General features: G+C 70.9%; 14 protein-coding genes. 6 read left to right on the forward strand and 8 right to left on the reverse strand.

All coding sequences use genetic code 11. The features are described from left to right. Nucleotides 1–143 precede the first annotated feature (143 nt). From ACZ6JT_RS14690 to ACZ6JT_RS14705, 4 genes are all read left to right on the forward strand, one after another. On the forward strand, nucleotides 144–3,323 hold the full coding sequence (locus ACZ6JT_RS14690) for a sensor histidine kinase (protein ID WP_469209899.1): 3,180 nt from the start codon (nucleotides 144–146) through the stop codon (nucleotides 3,321–3,323). Nucleotides 3,324–3,333: 10 nt separating this feature from the next. Then, complete coding sequence (locus ACZ6JT_RS14695; RefSeq protein WP_030037347.1) at nucleotides 3,334–3,747, forward strand: roadblock/LC7 domain-containing protein; 414 nt, start codon at nucleotides 3,334–3,336, stop codon at nucleotides 3,745–3,747. Nucleotides 3,748–3,840: 93 nt separating this feature from the next. Continuing rightward, nucleotides 3,841–4,395: a DUF742 domain-containing protein gene (locus ACZ6JT_RS14700; RefSeq protein WP_469209900.1), complete on the forward strand. Its 555-nt coding sequence runs from the start codon at nucleotides 3,841–3,843 to the stop codon at nucleotides 4,393–4,395. Next, the gene (locus ACZ6JT_RS14705; RefSeq protein WP_073911148.1) at nucleotides 4,376–4,963 is read left to right on the forward strand and encodes a GTP-binding protein; all 588 of its coding nucleotides are present in this window, start codon (nucleotides 4,376–4,378) and stop codon (nucleotides 4,961–4,963) included. Before ACZ6JT_RS14700 ends, ACZ6JT_RS14705 begins: the two co-directional genes overlap by 20 nt. Before the next feature lie 209 nt (nucleotides 4,964–5,172). Here the strand turns inward: ACZ6JT_RS14705 and ACZ6JT_RS14710 are convergent, their stop codons facing one another. Both ACZ6JT_RS14710 and ACZ6JT_RS14715 read right to left on the reverse strand, forming a co-directional pair. Then, nucleotides 5,173–5,373 carry an acyl-CoA carboxylase subunit epsilon gene (locus tag ACZ6JT_RS14710; RefSeq protein ID WP_030708431.1) on the reverse strand — a complete coding sequence of 67 codons (201 nt, stop codon included), beginning with the start codon at nucleotides 5,371–5,373 and terminating at the stop codon, nucleotides 5,173–5,175. A 23-nt stretch (nucleotides 5,374–5,396) separates the two neighbouring features. Next, the gene (locus ACZ6JT_RS14715) at nucleotides 5,397–6,980 is read right to left on the reverse strand and encodes an acyl-CoA carboxylase subunit beta (RefSeq protein ID WP_469209901.1); all 1,584 of its coding nucleotides are present in this window, start codon (nucleotides 6,978–6,980) and stop codon (nucleotides 5,397–5,399) included. A 280-nt stretch (nucleotides 6,981–7,260) separates the two neighbouring features. On the opposite strand from ACZ6JT_RS14715, the gene ACZ6JT_RS14720 reads away from it, so the two are divergent. After that, nucleotides 7,261–7,884, forward strand: coding sequence for a YceI family protein (locus tag ACZ6JT_RS14720; RefSeq protein ID WP_469209903.1), 624 nt, complete (start codon nucleotides 7,261–7,263; stop codon nucleotides 7,882–7,884). A 31-nt stretch (nucleotides 7,885–7,915) separates the two neighbouring features. On the opposite strand, the gene ACZ6JT_RS14725 is transcribed toward ACZ6JT_RS14720, so the two are convergent. The 6 genes from ACZ6JT_RS14725 to ureA all read right to left on the reverse strand — a co-directional run bounded on the left by ACZ6JT_RS14725 (nucleotide 7,916) and on the right by ureA (nucleotide 15,539). After that, nucleotides 7,916–9,274, reverse strand: coding sequence for a hypothetical protein (locus tag ACZ6JT_RS14725; RefSeq protein ID WP_469209904.1), 1,359 nt, complete (start codon nucleotides 9,272–9,274; stop codon nucleotides 7,916–7,918). 62 nt (nucleotides 9,275–9,336) lie between these two features. Further along, the gene (gene cimA, locus ACZ6JT_RS14730) at nucleotides 9,337–10,965 is read right to left on the reverse strand and encodes a citramalate synthase (RefSeq protein WP_469209906.1); all 1,629 of its coding nucleotides are present in this window, start codon (nucleotides 10,963–10,965) and stop codon (nucleotides 9,337–9,339) included. A gap of 396 nt (nucleotides 10,966–11,361) precedes the next feature. Beyond that, nucleotides 11,362–11,982, reverse strand: coding sequence for a TetR/AcrR family transcriptional regulator (locus tag ACZ6JT_RS14735; RefSeq protein ID WP_469209907.1), 621 nt, complete (start codon nucleotides 11,980–11,982; stop codon nucleotides 11,362–11,364). A gap of 29 nt (nucleotides 11,983–12,011) precedes the next feature. Continuing rightward, nucleotides 12,012–13,058 (reverse strand): agmatine deiminase family protein, encoded by a 1,047-nt coding sequence (locus ACZ6JT_RS14740; RefSeq protein WP_376616560.1) that lies wholly within the window; start codon nucleotides 13,056–13,058, stop codon nucleotides 12,012–12,014. Between the two features lie 31 nt (nucleotides 13,059–13,089). Beyond that, nucleotides 13,090–14,832, reverse strand: coding sequence for an urease subunit alpha (locus tag ACZ6JT_RS14745; RefSeq protein ID WP_469209909.1), 1,743 nt, complete (start codon nucleotides 14,830–14,832; stop codon nucleotides 13,090–13,092). Next, on the reverse strand, nucleotides 14,829–15,539 hold the full coding sequence (ureA, locus tag ACZ6JT_RS14750) for an urease subunit gamma (protein ID WP_469209910.1): 711 nt from the start codon (nucleotides 15,537–15,539) through the stop codon (nucleotides 14,829–14,831). The genes ACZ6JT_RS14745 and ureA overlap by 4 nt, the downstream gene beginning before the upstream one ends. A gap of 156 nt (nucleotides 15,540–15,695) precedes the next feature. Between ureA and ACZ6JT_RS14755 the strand changes: the two genes are divergently transcribed. Further along, a complete protein-coding gene (locus ACZ6JT_RS14755) occupies nucleotides 15,696–17,123 on the forward strand; it encodes a cytosine permease (protein ID WP_469209912.1) in 1,428 nt (475 codons plus the stop codon). The last annotated feature ends 30 nt before the right edge of the window (nucleotides 17,124–17,153 follow it).

The raw sequence follows: 17,153 nt of genomic DNA on the forward strand, positions 1-17,153 counted from the left end.
TGCAGCAGGACGCTCTTTATGTCCGATTTATGTGGGGCATAAAGATCTTCGAATGGCTGATTCCAACTGTTTGGAACACGGCCGTTAACCGTGCTGGAATTCAACGAACTAGCTAGTAGCACCGCCGGAAGGTTGTTGGTCGAGTGAGGCGAAGCAACGCAAGCCCCGCGGTTGAACCCGCGCGCGGCAACTTCACCCCGCCGCCGCGAGCGGCCGCGTCGCCCGTCGACGTGCCCGTGGAGGCACCCGCGCGCCCCGGGAGCACCAGCAAGTTCTCGCCCCGCAACTGGCGCGTGCCCACCCGCCTGAACGCCATCCTCCTCGTGCCGGCCCTCGTGGGCCTGGTCATGGGCGGCTTCCAGGTGAAGGGCTCCGTCGACCAGTGGAACGAGGCCAAGGACGCCGAGCGGATAGCCCGGGTCGTCCAGGCGGCCTCGGAGTACAGCCAGGCACTGCTCAACGAGCGTGACCTGACGGCCGAGCCCCTCCTGAACGGCCAGACCAACTCCGAGCAGGTCACCAAGGCCTACGCGGTCACCACGGGGGCCAAGGAGAAGTTCGACAGGGCCGTCCAGGACATGCCGAAGAACCAGGGCCTGGAGCGGCGCCTGGACCTCTTCCGCGCGGAGGAGCCCAAGCTCAAGGAAGTCCGGGAGAAGGCCTACCAGGCCGCCTTCGAGACGCCCAAGAAGAACCTCCCCTCCGCGGCCGGCCCCATCCCGACCGAAGAGGGCTACGTCGGCGTCGAGCACTACCTCATGCAGTTCGCCAACGAGCTCGGTCTCGGCACCGGCAACGTGACCTCGTACGGCCGCATGGTCTACGCGGTCCAGCTGGCCAAGGCGGCGAACTCGCTGCAGCGCTCCGTCGGCACCCACCTCCTCGTGCGTCCCAGCACGGACGAGAACGTGCGCAAGGCCCAGCTCGTCGCCTTCTCCTCCTACGCCTACCTCGAGGAAATCGCCATCGGCGAGTACGTCGCGGCCGGCACCGAGGCGGACGTGAACCGCCTCAAGGAGGTCATGGGCAAGAAGTCGGACGAGGGCAAGGCCAAGCTCGCCGAGGCCAAGCACCAGGCCGAGCAGGCCGGTACCCGCTTCGTTCCGCCGCCCGCCCCGAACGGCAACCCGCTGCTCGGCATGACCGAGGCGATCGCCAGCGGCGAGAGCAAGAAGAAGCTCGCCGAGAACGGCACGAACCCCGTGTTCTGGCAGGCCGCCGCCACCGCCAAGTTCGACGGCTACGACCAGATCGAGAGGGAACTCCTCGACAAGGCCGTCAAGGACGCCGTCGCGGTCTCCGACGAGGCCCGCACGGACGCCATCGTCAACGGCGCCATCGTGGTCGTGGCCCTGCTCGCCGCCTTCATCATGGCCGGCCTCATGGCCCGCCAGATGGGCCGCGCGATGCGCCGCCTGCGCAGCTCCGCCTTCGACATCGCCGAGCAGCGCCTGCCGATGCTCGTCGACCAGCTCTCGCGCACCGATCCGGGCAAGGTCGACACCCGGGTCCACCCGATCCCGATCGACTCCCAGGACGAGATCGGCGAGGTCGCCCGCGCCTTCGACCAGGTCCACCGGGAAGCCGTACGGCTCGCCGCCGAGCAGGCCCTCCTGCGGGGCAACGTCAACGCGATCTTCACGAACCTCTCCATGCGCAACCAGTCACTGATCGAGGGCCAGCTGACCCTCATCACCGACCTGGAGAACAACGAGGCCGACCCGGACCAGCTGGAGAACCTCTTCCGCCTGGACCACCTGGCCACCCGTATGCGCCGCAACGGCGAGAACCTCCTCATCCTCGCGGGTGAGGAGCCGGGCCGCCGCTGGGACCAGCCGGTGCCCCTCGTCGACGTCCTGCGCGCCGCCTCCTCCGAGGTGGAGCAGTACGAGCGCATCGAGCTCTCCGGCGTCTCCGAGGCCGAGATCCACGGCCAGGCCGTGACCGACCTCGTGCACCTGCTCGCCGAGCTCCTGGAGAACGCCACCACGTTCTCCTCCCCGCAGACCAAGGTCCGCGTGAACGCGACCCGTCTGCCCGACGGCCGCGTGATGATCGAGATCCACGACAAGGGCATCGGCCTCACCGCCGAGGACTTCGCGGACATCAACCACAAGCTGGCCAACCCGCCGACCGTGGACGCCGCGATCTCGCAGCGCATGGGTCTGTTCGTGGTCGGCCGGCTGGCGGACCGCCACAGCATCCGCGTCCAGCTGCGCCCCTCGGGCGAGGCGGCCGGCACCACCTCGCTGGTCATGCTCCCCGACGCCATCACCCACGGTGGCGGTGGCGAGGGCATACCGGACGACGACTTCACGGTCTCCCAGATCATCCCGGAGCAGAAGGCCCAGCAGGCCGCCCCGCTGCGCACCGCCGCCGAGCTCGGCTTCGACGACTCGCGGTACGACCAGCAGGGCGCCGACGGCCTCCCCGCCGACCCGGTCGGCCGGTCCCTGGGACAGCAGGAGCGCCGGGCCGCGCTGGCGGCCCAGGTGAGCTTCCCGCAGGAGCAGCAGCCGTACGCCGACCAGGGGGCCCGGGAGTATCCGGAACCGCAGCCGGAGCACGGGTACCAGGAGTACCAGGGCTTCGAGCAGCAGTCCGGGCAGGCCTACGACACCTCCTACGAGGCGCAGCAGGGTCAGCAGGGCTACGAGGCGTACCCGCAGCAGGACTACGGTTATACGGAAGACGGATACCCGGACCAGCAGCCGTCTGCTCAGGGCTACGACAACGGCTACGAAGCCCCGGCGGGGCAGGCCGAGTGGCCTGATCAGAACACGTATCCGGCTGCCTACCAGCAGGATTACGGGACCGAATCGGAATCCCGGGCCGTCCCCGAACCGGCTCCGGAACGCGTAGGCTTCGACCGTCCGGGCGCCGCTGCCGACACCGGTCACGTGATGACCGGAGCGGGCCTGCCGCGCCGCGGCAGCCAGCAGCAGTGGCAGCCGGCACAGCAGGAAGCGGAGTCCACCGGATCCCTCTTCGAACAGCGGTCGCCGCGTCAGCAGCCCGCCGCTCCGGAGCAGGAGAAGGAAGGCGGCGCCGACTGGCGCTCGGGTAACGACGAGCGCTGGCAGCAGGCCGCCAAACTCCGTGAGCCGAAGGCGGGCGGGGTCACCCCGTCCGGTCTCCCTCGGCGGGTGCCCAAGGCCAACCTGGTCGAGGGCGCGGCGGAGACGACCCCGCAGGGCGGCCCCCAGGTCTCCCGCGCTCCGGAGGACGTCCGCGGCAGGTTGAGCAACCTGCGGCGCGGTGTCCAGCAGGGACGCAGCGCGGGTTCTGAGCAGTCAAGTAACAGCTATGACCAGGAGCGTTAGTGTGAGCCCGATGAGCCAGGCGGCACAGAACCTGAACTGGTTGATCACCAACTTCGTGGACAACACCCCAGGGGTGTCCCACACCGTGGTGGTCTCCGCCGACGGCCTTCTTCTGGCGATGTCCGACGGGTTTCCGCGCGACCGCGCCGATCAGCTGGCGGCCGTGGCCTCCGGTCTGACGTCGCTGACCGCCGGAGCCTCCCGCATCTTCGAGGGTGGCGCCGTCAACCAGACCGTGGTCGAGATGGACCGGGGATTCCTCTTCCTCATGTCCGTCTCGGACGGATCGTCCCTCGCGGTGCTCGCGCACCCCGAGTGCGACATCGGCCTCGTGGGCTACGAGATGGCCCTTCTGGTGGATCGCGCGGGCAGTGTCCTCACCCCGGACCTGCGCGCCGAGCTGCAGGGAAGTCTTCTCAACTAGCAGACAGGCAGTGCGTTTCGCGCCATCGCACCATAGGGTGCGGTGGCGCGGTTCCACAGGGAGTACTGCGTACTTGGAGTCGGAGGAGGAAACGTGACAACACCCGGAGGACATCCTTATGGCGGCGCGCAGCAGCCGCAGGGTGGGCACGACCAGAACCGCTTCAACTTTCCCTCCGCTCCCAGCCGGCCCGTGCCGGAGCAGAGCCCGTACCAGCAGCAGCCGTACGGCCAGCCCCAGCAGCCTCAGCACCAGATGCCTCCGCAGCAGCCCCCGCGCGCCGCTCGGCAGCCGGCGCCGAAGGCCCACAACCCGCTGGTGCGCCCGTACGCGATGACCGGCGGCCGTACCCGGCCGCGCTACCAGCTCGCCATCGAGGCGCTGGTCAGTACCACGGCGGATCCCGCGCGTCTGCAAGGGCAGTTGCCCGAGCACCAGCGCATCTGCCGTCTGTGCCAGGAGATCAAATCCGTCGCGGAGATCTCGGCACTCCTCTCCATTCCTCTTGGTGTCGCCCGCATCCTCGTCGCCGACCTGGCGGAGGCGGGCCTTGTCGCCATTCACCAGCCCGGCGGCGACGAGTCTGCCGGTGGCCAGCCTGATGTGACACTGCTCGAAAGGGTGCTCAGTGGACTTCGCAAGCTCTAACGGCGGAGCGGCTCCTGCTCGCTCCACCACCTCCGCGAAGATCGTGGTGGCGGGCGGCTTCGGCGTGGGCAAGACCACGTTCGTCGGAGCCGTCTCCGAGATCAACCCGCTGCGCACCGAAGCCGTCATGACGAGCGCCTCCGCCGGCATCGACGACCTCACCCACACCGGTGACAAGACGACCACTACGGTCGCCATGGACTTCGGCCGCATCACCCTGGACCAGGACCTGATCCTGTACCTCTTCGGTACGCCGGGCCAGGACCGCTTCTGGTTCATGTGGGACGACCTCGTCCGCGGCGCCATCGGCGCCGTCGTGCTCGTGGACACGCGCCGCCTCGCCGACTGCTTCCCCGCGGTCGACTACTTCGAGAACAGCGGCCTGCCCTTCGTCATCGCCCTCAACGGCTTCGACGGGCACCAGCCCTACACGCCGGAGGAAGTCCGCGAGGCCCTGCAGATCGGCCCGGACGCCCCCATCATCACGACGGACGCCCGCCACCGGGCGGACGCCAAGAGCGCGCTCATCACGCTCGTCGAGCACGCCCTCATGGCGCGCCTGCGGTAGCGGTCGCGTTCCGCACCGTCCGAAAGGCCCCCGTGTCCCACGACGCGGGGGCCTTCGGCGTGCAAGGGCCCGGCCCGTACGGGACGGCCCGTACGGGACGGCCCGTCGGCGCGGACACAGGCGTACGGGACGGCCCCCGCGCGCCGGACCGGGTACGCACGAGGCCCCGCACCCGGAAGGGGTGCGGGGCCTTGCGACGGGCTCGGGACTCAGCCCTGCCAGCTGTGCGGGGCGCGGAAGCCCGGGGTGCGCTCCAGACGGCGCCAGCCGGCCTGGCGGGGCGTGCGGACCGCGGTCTCCTCGGGGGTGGCGGCGGCGCGGGCGAGCAGGATCGCGGTGATCGCGGCCAGCTCCTCCGGCTCGGCGTTGCCCTTCTCGACGCGCAGCAGGGTGTCAGTGGCGGTGGTCATGGGGTGGCAGGTCTCCTTCGCGGTTACTGCGGCGGGTTGCCGTGCTTGCGCGACGGCAGATCGGCGTGCTTGTTGCGGAGCATCGCGAGGGCGCTCACGAGCACCTCGCGGGTCTCGGCGGGGTCGATGACGTCGTCGACGAGGCCGCGCTCGGCCGCGTAGTACGGGTGCATCAGTTCGGCCTTGTACTCCTTGACCATGCGGACACGCATGGCCTCGGGGTCCTCGGCGTCCGCGATCTGCTTGCGGAAGATGACGTTGGCGGCGCCCTCGGCGCCCATCACCGCGATCTCGTTGGTGGGCCAGGCGTAGGTCAGGTCGGCGCCGATGGACTGGGAGTCCATGACGATGTACGCGCCGCCGTAGGCCTTGCGCAGGATCAGCGAGATCCGCGGGACGGTGGCGTTGCAGTACGCGTACAGCAGCTTGGCGCCGTGGCGGATGATGCCGCCGTGCTCCTGGTCGACACCCGGCAGGAAGCCGGGGACGTCCAGCAGGGTGACGATCGGGATGTTGAAGGCGTCGCACATCTGGACGAAGCGCGCGGCCTTCTCGGAGGCCTCGATGTCCAGGACGCCGGCGAGGTGGCCGGGCTGGTTGGCGACGATGCCGACGACCTGGCCGTTCATCCGGGCCAGGGCGCAGATGATGTTGCGGGCCCAGCGCTCGTGGATCTCCAGGACGTCGCCCTCGTCGACGATCTCCTCGATGACCTTGAGCATGTCGTACGGGCGGTTGCCGTCGGCGGGCACCAGGTCGAGCAGGACCTCGCTGCGGCGGTCCGCGGGGTCGCTCGTCTCGTGGACGGGCGGGTTCTCGCGGTTGTTGGAGGGCAGCATCGAGATGAGGTAGCGGACCTCGGCGATGCAGGTCTCCTCGTCGTCGTACGCGAAGTGCGCGACGCCCGAGGTCTCGGCGTGCACGTCGGCGCCGCCGAGGCCGTTCTGGGTGATCTCCTCGCCGGTCACCGCGCGGACGACGTCCGGGCCGGTGATGAACATCTGCGAGGTGTCCCGGACCATGAAGACGAAGTCCGTGAGGGCCGGGGAGTACGCGGCGCCGCCGGCGCACGGGCCGAGCATGACCGAGATCTGCGGGATGACGCCCGAGGCCTTGGTGTTGCGCTGGAAGATGCCGCCGTAGCCGGCGAGGGCGGAGACGCCCTCCTGGATACGGGCGCCGGCGCCGTCGTTCAGGGAGACCAGCGGGGCGCCGGCCGCGATGGCCATGTCCATGATCTTGTGGATCTTCGTGGCGTGGGCCTCGCCCAGGGCGCCGCCGAAGATGCGGAAGTCGTGCGCGTAGACGAAGACCGTGCGGCCCTCGACCGTGCCCCAGCCGGTGATGACGCCGTCGGTGTAGGGCTTCTTGGACTCCAGGCCGAACCCGGTCGCCCGGTGGCGGCGGAGCTGCTCGACCTCCTTGAAGGAACCCTCGTCGAGGAGCAGCGCGATGCGCTCGCGGGCGGTCAGCTTGCCCTTGGCGTGCTGGGTCTCGGTCGCGCGGTCACTGGGGCCGCGCCGCGCCTGCTCGCGCAGGGAGTGCAGCTCGGCCACGCGCCCACGGGCGTCCGTCGGCTCGCTCGGGGTCTGGTCCACAACGGTCATGTACCGACCTTACGAAGATCGCGATGAAAAACCTCCGTTCATTCCGCACAGTCTCGGGAGTCTTCCGCTGTGTGGCCCGCACAGTACGACCAGAGGATGTAGGGACTCCGCCAGACGGGACCTCCGTCCCTTGTGGGCTTTTCACAAAATGACCTGACACCCCGCCTAGATGTTGAAATTTGAACGGAATGGGTCTAGCGTCTTCCTCGTTGAAATCGTTGAAGATTCAACAGATTCTGCCGACCGAGCAGAACGCCCGGACACTACCGAGGAGCAGGCCATGGGTCTCTTCACCCGCCGCAGCCAGACCACCGACCACCAGAACGCCGGCGCCGCCGTGACCACGCTGGACGTGGACCCCGCGCTCGCCGCCCTCACCGGCGACTACGTCATCGACGCCGCCCACAGCAGCATCGGCTTCACCGTCCGCCACGCCATGGTCACCAACGTCCGCGGCTCCTTCGCCGAGCACGAGGGCACCCTGCACCTGGACGGCGCCGACCCGGCCCGCTCCACCGCCGCCATCGACGTCAAGATCCCCTCGGTGAGCACCGGCATCGCCGACCGCGACGCCCACCTGCTGGGCAGCGACTTCTTCGACGCCGAGCTCTTCCCGCTGATGACCTTCCGCTCCACCGAGGCGCGCGCGCTCGGCGGGGACGCGTACCGCATCACCGGCGAGCTGACCATCAAGGACGTCACCCGGCCGCTCGCCATCGACCTGGAGTTCACGGGTTCCGCCAAGGACGTCTACGGCAACGAGCGCGTCGGCTTCGAGGGCTCCGCCCAGATCCTGCGCTCCGACTGGGGCCTGACCTGGAACGCCGCGCTGGAGGCCGGCGGTGTCATGGTCAGCGACAAGGTGAAGCTGACCTTCGACATCTCGGCCATCAAGCAGGGCTGACCGGCCTGATCCGGCGAAGGCCGGGGGGCGGCTAGAAGCCGCCCCCGCCGTCGAAGCCGCCGCCCCCGTCGAATCCGCCACCGCCGCCGAAGTCCCCGCCCCCGAAGTCGGACGGGTTGAAGTCGGCCCCGGAGACGTCCCCGCCGTCGAAGCCGCCGCCCATGCCGCCGCCGAGGTCCGAGGCGTAGGCCGGGCTGGACATCATCGAACCGAGCACCGTGCCGACCAGCAGGCCGGGCAGGATGCCGCCGCCGAAGTAGCCGCCGGCCCAGGGACCGTACGCCGGGCCGGCGTCGTAGTACGGCCGCGGCCCGTGCTCGGTGCCGACCGTGCGCACCGCCGGGTCCAGGCCGTCGCGCAGGCGCACGGCGTCCGCCGTGCAGACGGGCACGGTACGGACCGCTCCGCCGGCCGGAGCCCAGGTGGCGTCCTCGGTGCTCGGCCCGTGGCGCGGGTCGAAGAAGCAGGGCGAGCGGCGCTCGGGCACCGGCTTCCCCTGCCGGCGCGCGTCCAGACAGGCCAGCGCGTACCGGCCGTCCTCAAGGGCCTGGGTCACGCCCTTGACCTCTTCGGGATACTGCACCGAGCCCATGATCTGCTTGGCCTTGTCGTACGAGTCGAGCCCCTGCTCGTAGTCCCTGCGCATGGCGTCGTCCGCGCCGGGCTCCGCGGGATGGAAGTCGAGCCGTTCCAGCTCCTCGCCGAAGGCCGTGATGTCCTCGTCGACGACCACGGCGAGGCGTTCCAGGGCCTCGCGCCGGGCCTCTTCCTTCTTCTTCCGGTTGCGGCGGACCATTGCGTACGCCCCGCCGCCGCCGATCACGGCCACCGCGCCGAGGGTGATCAGCCCGCCGACGGGAGCGCCGGCCCCGGCGCCCGTGGTGCCCCAGGAGGCCGGGGCGCTGCCCTTGGCCTGGCTCAGGGCCTGGTCGACGAAGTTGTCGAGCTGGGTCGCCGCGTCGGGCGCCCCCACCTTCACCGCGTCGGACAGGTTGCGCACGGCGTTGGCCGGCATGACGGACTGGTCGGCGCGGGCGCTGAAGCCGTCGCCGAGCCGGATCGCGTAGAGCCCGGTGATGCCGGTCTCGGCCCGGACGGCGCCGAACACCTTGTCCGCGGGGAACTCGCTCGTGGCGGGCAGCACGGCGACGAACACCGGCTTCCCGGCGTCCTTGATCTTCTTCGCGAGCGCGTCGGCCTCGGCCTGCGACAGCTGCGCCCGCGCGCCCGGGTCGACGTAGACGGGCCCCTCCTTGAGCGCCTCCCCCACGGCGGCGACCCCGGTCGCCGCCGACGCCTGCGGGGCGAGCGCGAGCGCGGTCCCCGACAGGCCCAGCAGCAGACCGGCCAGCACTGATCCAAGACGTACGGATATAAGCCTGGTCCTCATACGGACGACGCTACCCGAACCCGGACTTTCCTGTGTGAGCAGGACATAAGCCTGCCGCGGGCCTACTCGGCCGGTTCGACCCCCGCGTGCAGGAGGCCGTACGTGAACGCGTCCTCCAGGGCCTGCCAGGAGGCGGCGATCACGTTCGGGGCGACGCCGACCGTGGACCACTCACGGACGCCGTCCGTCGTGGCGACCAGCACGCGGGTCGTGGACTCCGTGCCGTGCGTGCCCTCCAGGATGCGGACCTTGTAGTCGACCAGCTCGAACTTGGCCAGCTGCGGGTAGAACCGCTCCAGCGCCACCCGCAGCGCCCGGTCCAGCGCGTTGACGGGCCCGTTGCCCTCGGCCGTCGCGACGATCCGCTCGCCCTTCGCCCACAGCTTGACCGTGGCCTCGTTGGCGTGGGTACCGTCCGGGCGGTCCTCGACGATGGCCCGCCAGGACTCGATGCGGAAATACTTGCGGGCCCGGCCCTCGGCCTCGGCGCGCAGCAGCAGCTCGAAGGAGGCGTCGGCGGCCTCGTACGTGTAGCCCTTGAGCTCCCGCTCCTTGACCCGCTCCACGACGCGGGAGATGAGCGCGCGGTCCCCGCCGAGCTCCACGCCGAGCTCCTTGCCCTTGAGCTCGATGGAGGCGCGGCCGGCCATGTCGGAGACCAGCATCCGCATGGTGTTGCCGACCCGCTCGGGGTCGATGTGCTGGTAGAGGTCCGGGTCGACCTTGATGGCCGAGGCGTGCAGGCCCGCCTTGTGCGCGAAGGCGGAGACGCCGACGTACGGCTGGTGCGTGGAGGGGGTGAGGTTCACGACCTCGGCGATGGCGTGCGAGATGCGGGTCATCTCGGCGAGCGCGCCCTCGGGGAGCACCTTGCGCCCGTACTTGATCTCCAGGGCGGCGACGACGGGGAAGAGGTTCGCGTTGCCGACGCGCTCGCCGTAGCCGTTGGCCGTGCACTGGACGTGCGTGGCGCCCGCGTCCACGGCGGCCAGGGTGTTGGCGACGGCGCAGCCGGTGTCGTCCTGGGCGTGGATGCCCAGGCGGGCGCCGGTGTCGGCGAGCACGGTGGCGACGGTGGCGGTCACCTGGGCGGGCAGCATGCCGCCGTTGGTGTCGCAGAGGATGACCACGTCGGCGCCGGCCTCGTGGGCGGTGCGGACGACGGCCTTCGCGTACTCGGCGTTGGCCCGGTAGCCGTCGAAGAAGTGCTCGCAGTCGACGAAGACGCGGCGGCCCTGGCCGACCAGGTGGCAGACGGTGTCCCGGACCATCTCCAGGTTCTCGTCCAGGGTGGTGCGCAGGGCGAGTTCGACGTGGCGGTCGTGGGACTTGGCGACGAGCGTGATCACGGGGGCGCCGGACTCCAGCAGGGCGCGCACCTGCGGGTCCGTGGCGGCCGTGCCGCCCGCCCGGCGGGTGGCGCCGAAGGCGACCAGCTGGGCGTTCCTGAAGTCGATCTCGGCGCGTGCGCGGGCGAAGAACTCGGTGTCACGGGGGTTGGCGCCCGGCCAGCCGCCCTCGATGAAGCCCACTCCGAAGTCGTCCAGGTGCCGGGCGATCGTCAGCTTGTCGGCGACCGTGAGGTTGATGCCCTCGCGCTGCGCGCCGTCGCGCAGGGTGGTGTCGAAGACGTGGAAGCCGTCGTCCAGGCCCCCTGAGGGCACGGTTGCCGCCTCTGGTGTCGTCGTCATGCTGATCTGACTCCTGTCGGATGAGTGGTTCCGGATATGCCCGGCATCCACTGCCCCCATCATCGCGCGCGGTCCGGTCCCGGCAGGGATGGTCCGGGAAACGAAAAAACCTCTCGCGGGTAGCGAGAGGTCTGCGCGCGGGTCCGAGGCACGGTGGCCGCTTCCGCGAAGTTCTTCCGCGGTTCAGCGGCCACTGGGGACCGGCGCGCTGCTGGCGATAATCATGAGCTGAGCAGGCACGCTGGCAGTGTGCCATACCGCTCGCCGCGGATGGACATGGATCTCAGCATGCGGGCAGCTCGGGCGGCGGGCGCGCCGCCCGTGGCCGGGTGCGCGCCGTTGCGGGGGTGGGCTCCGCCCCGGGCCCCCGCGCCTCGATCGCCGGCGAGGCTGCGCCTACGGCCGGAGCGACAGGGTGTCCGTCAGGAACTCGCGGACGTGGTCGAGGATGGCGGTCCTGTCGAGGGTCGGCAGACCCACCGCCAGCTGGATGCTGAATCCGTCGAGCAGGGCGCGGATGCGGGTCGCCACGCGGTCGGCGTCCACCGGGCGGAACTCCCCGCGCGAGATGCCCTCGGCGAGCAGTGCCACCAGGTCGCGGTGCCAGGCGCCCTCGATGGCCGCCTGCCGCTCGCGCTCCTGGGGGCCGGCGTTCTGGGAGCGGTTCCAGACCTCCAGCCACAGCGTCCAGTGCGGGTCGCGGGCCTGCGTGGGGACGTAGAGGTCGACGTACGCGCGCAGGCGCTCGGCGACCGGGCCGCGCCGGGAGAGCAGGGCCCGCCGCTCGCCGCCCAGTGCCGCCTCGCTCCACTCCAGGGTCTGCAGCAGGAGCTCGTCCTTGCTGCGGAAGTAGTAGAGGAGGTGGCCGCTGCTCATGCCGACCTCACGGCCGAGACCGGCCATGGTCAGGCCTTCCAGGCCGCGCTCGGCGATCGTGGCCATGGCGGCGGCGAGTACGTCCTCGCGCGGGGGCGCGTTCTTGCGCGCCGCCCGTACCGGTACTCCACCCGCCACCATGAACCCACTCCTCGTCCGTGTCCCGAAGGTCAGACCTTCGGCTGCTGCTGGGTGATGCAGTGGATACCGCCACCCCCGGCGAAAATCGTACGTGCGTCAACGAGTGTCACGGTCCGCTCGGGGAACAGCCCGCGGAAGATCTCCGCCGCCTCCTCGTCGCGCGGGTCGTCGAAGGAGCACAGCACCACGCCGCCGTTGCACAGGTAGTGGTTGATGTACGAGTAGTCCACCCACTCCCCGTCCTCCTCCAGCACGGTCGGCGCGGGGATCTCCACGACCTCCAGCTGCCGGCCCCGGGCGTCGGTGGAGGCGCGCAGGATGGCGGCGATGGTCTTGCAGCGCTCGTGGTCCGGGTGGGCCGGGTCGGGCTGGGTGTGGACCATGACGACGCCGGGGCGGGCGAAGGCGGCGACGATGTCGACGTGGCCCTGGGTGCCGTAGGTGCCGTAGTCGCCGGCCAGGCCGTACGGCAGCCAGATGGCCTTGGTGGTGCCGAGGTGGGCGTGGATCTCGGCCTCGACCTGCTGGCGGGTCCAGCCGGGGTTGCGGCCCTCCCCCAGCTGCACGGTGTCGGTGAGGAGCACGGTGCCCTCGCCGTCGACGTGGATGGCGCCGCCCTCGTTGACGAGCGCGGTGCTGTAGGTGCGGGTGCCGGCCACGTCCGAGACGTGCCGGGCGATCTTCGAGTCGTGGTCCCAGCGGGCCCACTCCTGGGCGCCCCAGCCGTTGAAGGTCCAGTCGACGGCCGCGATCTCGCCGGCGTCGTTGGTGACGAAGGTCGGGCCGATGTCGCGCATCCAGGCGTCGTCGAGCTCCTGCTCGACGAGCTGTACGTCGTCGCCGACGATCGCGCGGGCGCTCTCGGCGTCGCCGGGCGAGACGACCAGGGTCACGGGCTCGTACGCGCGGACCGCGCGGGCGACGGCGCCCCAGGCCTCGCGGGCCTCGGCGAGCTCCTGCTCGTTGGTGAAGGTCGGGTTGGGGCTGGGCCAGGCCATCCAGGTGCGCTCGTGGGGCGTCCACTCGGCGGGCATCCGGAAGCCGTCGTTCACGGGCTTGGCGGGCTGTGCAGTCATGGCAGGGGTCCTAACGGGCTTACGGATGCTCTTACAAGAAGTACAGGCGGTTGAGGGAGACCGACTCGGCGGCTTCGGAGCGCAGCGGTTCCCCGTCGAGGGAGACGAGTCCGCTGCGCGCGTCCACGTCGACCGCGCCCACCCGGGAGTTGAGGAGGAGGTCCTTGGGGCCGATGCCCCGGGTGCCGCGGACGGCGACGCGGCGCCGGCGGGTCGGCATCTCGTCGCTGCCCAGGGCCGCGGCCGCGGCGGAGACGAAGGCGACGGAGATGTCGGCCGCGGTGGCCCCGTACGAACCGAACTGCGGGCCGAGCACCAGTGGTTCGCAGGTGTCGGTGGCGGCGTTGGGGTCGCCGGTGACGCCGTAGGCCGGGAAGCCGGACTTGAGGACGAGCTGGGGCTTGGCGCCGAAGAACGGGGGGCGCCAGAGCACGATGTCGGCGAGCTTGCCGACCTCGATGGAGCCGATCTCGTGGGCCAGGCCGTGGGCGATGGCCGGGTTGATCGTCAGCTTGGCCATGTAGCGCAGCACGCGGGCGTTGTCGTCACCCTCGCCGTCTCCGGCGAGCGGGCCGAGCTCGCCCTTCATCTTGGCGGCCATGGCGAAGGTCCGGCGGATGGTCTCGCCCGCGCGCCCCATGCCCTGGGCGTCGGAGGAGGTGATGCCGATCGCCCCGAGGTCGTGGAGCACGTCCTCGGCGCCCATCGTGCCGGCACGGATCCGGTCACGGGCCATGGCGGCGTCGCCCGGCAGGTCCGGCTTGAGGTCGTGGACGGAGACGATCATGCCGTAGTGCTCGGCGACCGCGTCCCGGCCGAAGGGCAGGGTGGGATTGGTGGACGAGCCGATGACGTTCGGAACGCCCGCCATCTTCAGCACGTTCGGCACGTGTCCGCCGCCGCAGCCCTCGATGTGGAAGGCGTGGATCGTCCGGCCCTCCAGGACGCGCAGGGTGTCCTCGACGGACAGGCACTCGTTGAGGCCGTCACTGTGCAGGGCGACCTGTACGTCGTGTTCCTCGGCGACGCGCAGCGCGGTGTCCAGGGCGCGGGTGTGCGCGCCCATGTCCTCGTGCACCTTGAAACCGGACGCCCCGCCCTCGGCGAGGGCCTCCACCAGCGGAGCCGCGTCCGAGGACGAACCCCGGGCGAGGAAACCGATGTTGACGGGCCAGGCGTCGAAGGCGTTGAAGGCGTGCTTCAGCGCCCACGGGGAGTTGACGCCGACGCCCCAGACCGGGCCGAACTCCTGGCCGATGACCGTGGTGACGCCCGCGGCGAGCGAGGCCTCCATGATCCGCGGGGACAGCAGGTGCACGTGGGTGTCCACGGCGCCGGCGGTGGCGATCAGCCCCTCGCCCGAGACGATCGACGTGCCGGTGCCGACCACGACGTCCACGCCGTCGAGGGTGTCGGGGTTGCCGGCCCGGCCGATCGCGTGGATACGGCCCTCCCGGATGCCGATGGACACCTTGCGGATGCCCAGAACGGCGTCGATGACGAGGACGTTGCTGATCACCACGTCACAGGTCTCACGGACCGCGGCCGCCTTCAGGTGCAGACCGTCCCGCGCCGTCTTCCCGAAACCCGCCAGGAACTCGTCACCGGGCTTCTGCGCGTCGGACTCCACCCGGACGGTCAGCCCGGAGTCGCCGAGCCGGACCCGGTCCCCGGCGCGCGGGCCGAAGACGGAGGCGTACTCGTACGGGTCGATGTGCCGGCTGCCGGGCGCGCAGTGCGCGCTGTGATCGTTGTGGGGGGTCTGCCTGCTCACGCCTGTGCTCCTTCGCTGCCGGTTCCGGTCACTCCGAGGTATCCGCAGGCCGCCGCGCGCCGCAGGGCCTCGTCCTTGGCACCCGGGGCGTCCAGCGGGCCGTCGACCAGGCCCGCGAAGCCGATCGCGACGCGGTCGCCGCCGATGGGGACCAGGCCCACCTCGCCCTCGCCGTGCGGGTCGAACCGTACGGACGAGCCCGCCGGCACGCACAGCCGCATGCCGTAGGCCGCGGCGCGGTCGAAGTCGAGCCGCGGGTTGGCCTCGAAGAAGTGGAAGTGGGAGGTGACGCTCACCGGCACGGGGGCGGTGTTGCGCACGCGCAGGTGCACCACCGGCTCCGGCTGGGGGACGCCCGGGCCGGGGACGACCGCTCCCGGGGCGTCGTCGCCGAGCGGCTGCGCGTCCCGGATCGGCGACGAGACCACCGCGAGGCGGGATCCGTCGTCGAAGACGGCCTCCACGTGCACCTCGGTGACCACGTCGGCGACGCCCGGCAGGACGTCGCCGGCGCCCAGCACGCCGCGGGCCTCCTCGATGGCCTCCGCGAGCCGCTTGCCGTCGCGCGCGGCCTCGCAGACCGTGTCCGCGATCAGCGCGGTGGCCTCCGGGACGTTGAGCTTCAAGCCGCGGGCGCGCCGGGCCCTGGCCAGTTCCGCTGCGCTGCGGAGCAGCAGCCGGTCACGCTCCGTAGGGGTCAGCCGCACGCCGATCCACCACCTCTTGAGTCGATGGGTTAGAGCATCACTCTAACTCTTCATTTCGTTGCGGGGAATCATTGACCTGGGACATGGGCTTGAGTCACATTGAGTGTCGCTCAAATAAATGCGAACCACCCCCCGCCCTGCCAAGGGAGTCCCCCCATGCCCATCGAACAGCGCGGAGTCGACACCATCCCGGAGGAGGAGCGGACGAGCGGTCCCCGTGACCTGATCTCGATCCTCCTCGGCTCCAACCTCTGCCTCGGTGTCATCGTCTTCGGCTGGCTGCCCCCGTCCTTCGGACTGGGCCTGTGGCCCTCGGTCACCGCCATCGTGACCGGCACGCTCGTCGGTATCGCCTTCACCGCGCCGCTGGCGCTCGTCTCCCTGCGCACCGCGACCAACCTCTCCACGTCGAGCGGCGCGCAGTTCGGCGTCCGCGGCCGGCTCGTGGGCTCGGTGGTGGGCCTGCTGCTCTCGCTCGGCTACACCGCCCTCACCCTGTGGATCGGCGGCGACGTGATGGTGGGCGCCCTCTCGCGGCTCACCGGACTTCCCGACACCGGCGTCTCGCGCGCGGCGATGTACGGGGTGCTCGCCGCGTGTACCGTCGTCGGGGCCGTCTTCGGCTACCGGCTGCTGCTGCGCATGAGCAAGGTCCTCTCCATCGGCATGGTGGTCCTGCTGGCCGTCGGCTTCCTCGCCTACGCCCCGGACTTCACCACCGCCGCCCCGCCGGAGACCTCGTACCTGCTCGGCTCCTTCTGGCCGACGTGGCTGCTGGCCGCCGTCGCCGCCGGGCTCAGCGGGCCCGTCGCCTTCATCACCCTGCTCGGCGACTACACCCGCTACATCTCCCCGCGCCGGCACGGCTCCCGCAAGGTGCTCTGGGCCACCGCCTTCGGCCTGCTGATCGGCCTGCTGATACCGCAGCTGTTCGGCACGTACACCGCGCTGGCCGCCAGGGCGGGGCTGGACTACGCCGGGCCGCTCGTGGAGAGCGCGCCGTTCTGGTACCTGGTCCCGCTGCTGGTCGCCGCGGCGGCGGGCTCGGTGGGCAACGCCGGGCTGATGCTCTACTCCATGGGCCTGGACCTCGACGCGATCGTCCCCAAGGCCACCCGCACCACCGCCACCCTGGTCGCCGCGGCCGTCGCCACCGCCTTCGTCTTCTTCGGCTCCTTCGAGTGGGACGTGCAGTCCGCGATGACCTCCTTCGTGCTGCTGCTGACGGCGATCGGCACCCCGTGGGCCGTCATCACCCTCATCGGGTACGTGCGCTGCCGCGGGGTGTACGACCCCGACGCCCTGCAGGTGTTCAACCGCCGGGCCCGGGGCGGCGTCTACTGGTACAGCGGTGGCTGGAACCTGCGCGCCACCGCCTCCTGGGCGGCCGGCGCGGCCGTGGGACTGGCCGCCGTGTCGACCCCGGTGTACGAGGGACCGCTGCTGGCCCTCACCGGCGGGGTGGACTGCAGTTTCATCCTGTCGGGGCTGGTCGGCGGCGCGGTGTACACCGCGCTGACGCTCCGCCCGCAGGCGGCTCCGGCCGCCGATCCGGCCGGGCAGGTGGCGGTCGCGGTCGACTGAGGCGCCGACCAGGCACCTCTCGCCCGTGCC

This window comes from Streptomyces sp. NPDC046308, assembly GCF_055588065.1.

Excerpts from the sequence above, each read along its gene's own strand:
- ACZ6JT_RS14695 (WP_030037347.1), top strand. The coding sequence starts at position 3,334 with ATGAGCCAGGCGGCACAGAACCTGAACTGGTTGATCACCAACTTCGTG.
- ACZ6JT_RS14710 (WP_030708431.1), bottom strand. The coding sequence starts at position 5,373 with ATGACCACCGCCACTGACACCCTGCTGCGCGTCGAGAAGGGCAACGCC.
- ACZ6JT_RS14715 (WP_469209901.1), bottom strand. The coding sequence starts at position 6,980 with ATGACCGTTGTGGACCAGACCCCGAGCGAGCCGACGGACGCCCGTGGG.
- ACZ6JT_RS14720 (WP_469209903.1), top strand. The coding sequence starts at position 7,261 with ATGGGTCTCTTCACCCGCCGCAGCCAGACCACCGACCACCAGAACGCC.
- ACZ6JT_RS14725 (WP_469209904.1), bottom strand. The coding sequence starts at position 9,274 with ATGAGGACCAGGCTTATATCCGTACGTCTTGGATCAGTGCTGGCCGGT.
- cimA (WP_469209906.1), bottom strand. The coding sequence starts at position 10,965 with ATGACGACGACACCAGAGGCGGCAACCGTGCCCTCAGGGGGCCTGGAC.
- ACZ6JT_RS14735 (WP_469209907.1), bottom strand. The coding sequence starts at position 11,982 with ATGGTGGCGGGTGGAGTACCGGTACGGGCGGCGCGCAAGAACGCGCCC.
- ACZ6JT_RS14740 (WP_376616560.1), bottom strand. The coding sequence starts at position 13,058 with ATGACTGCACAGCCCGCCAAGCCCGTGAACGACGGCTTCCGGATGCCC.
- ACZ6JT_RS14755 (WP_469209912.1), top strand. The coding sequence starts at position 15,696 with ATGCCCATCGAACAGCGCGGAGTCGACACCATCCCGGAGGAGGAGCGG.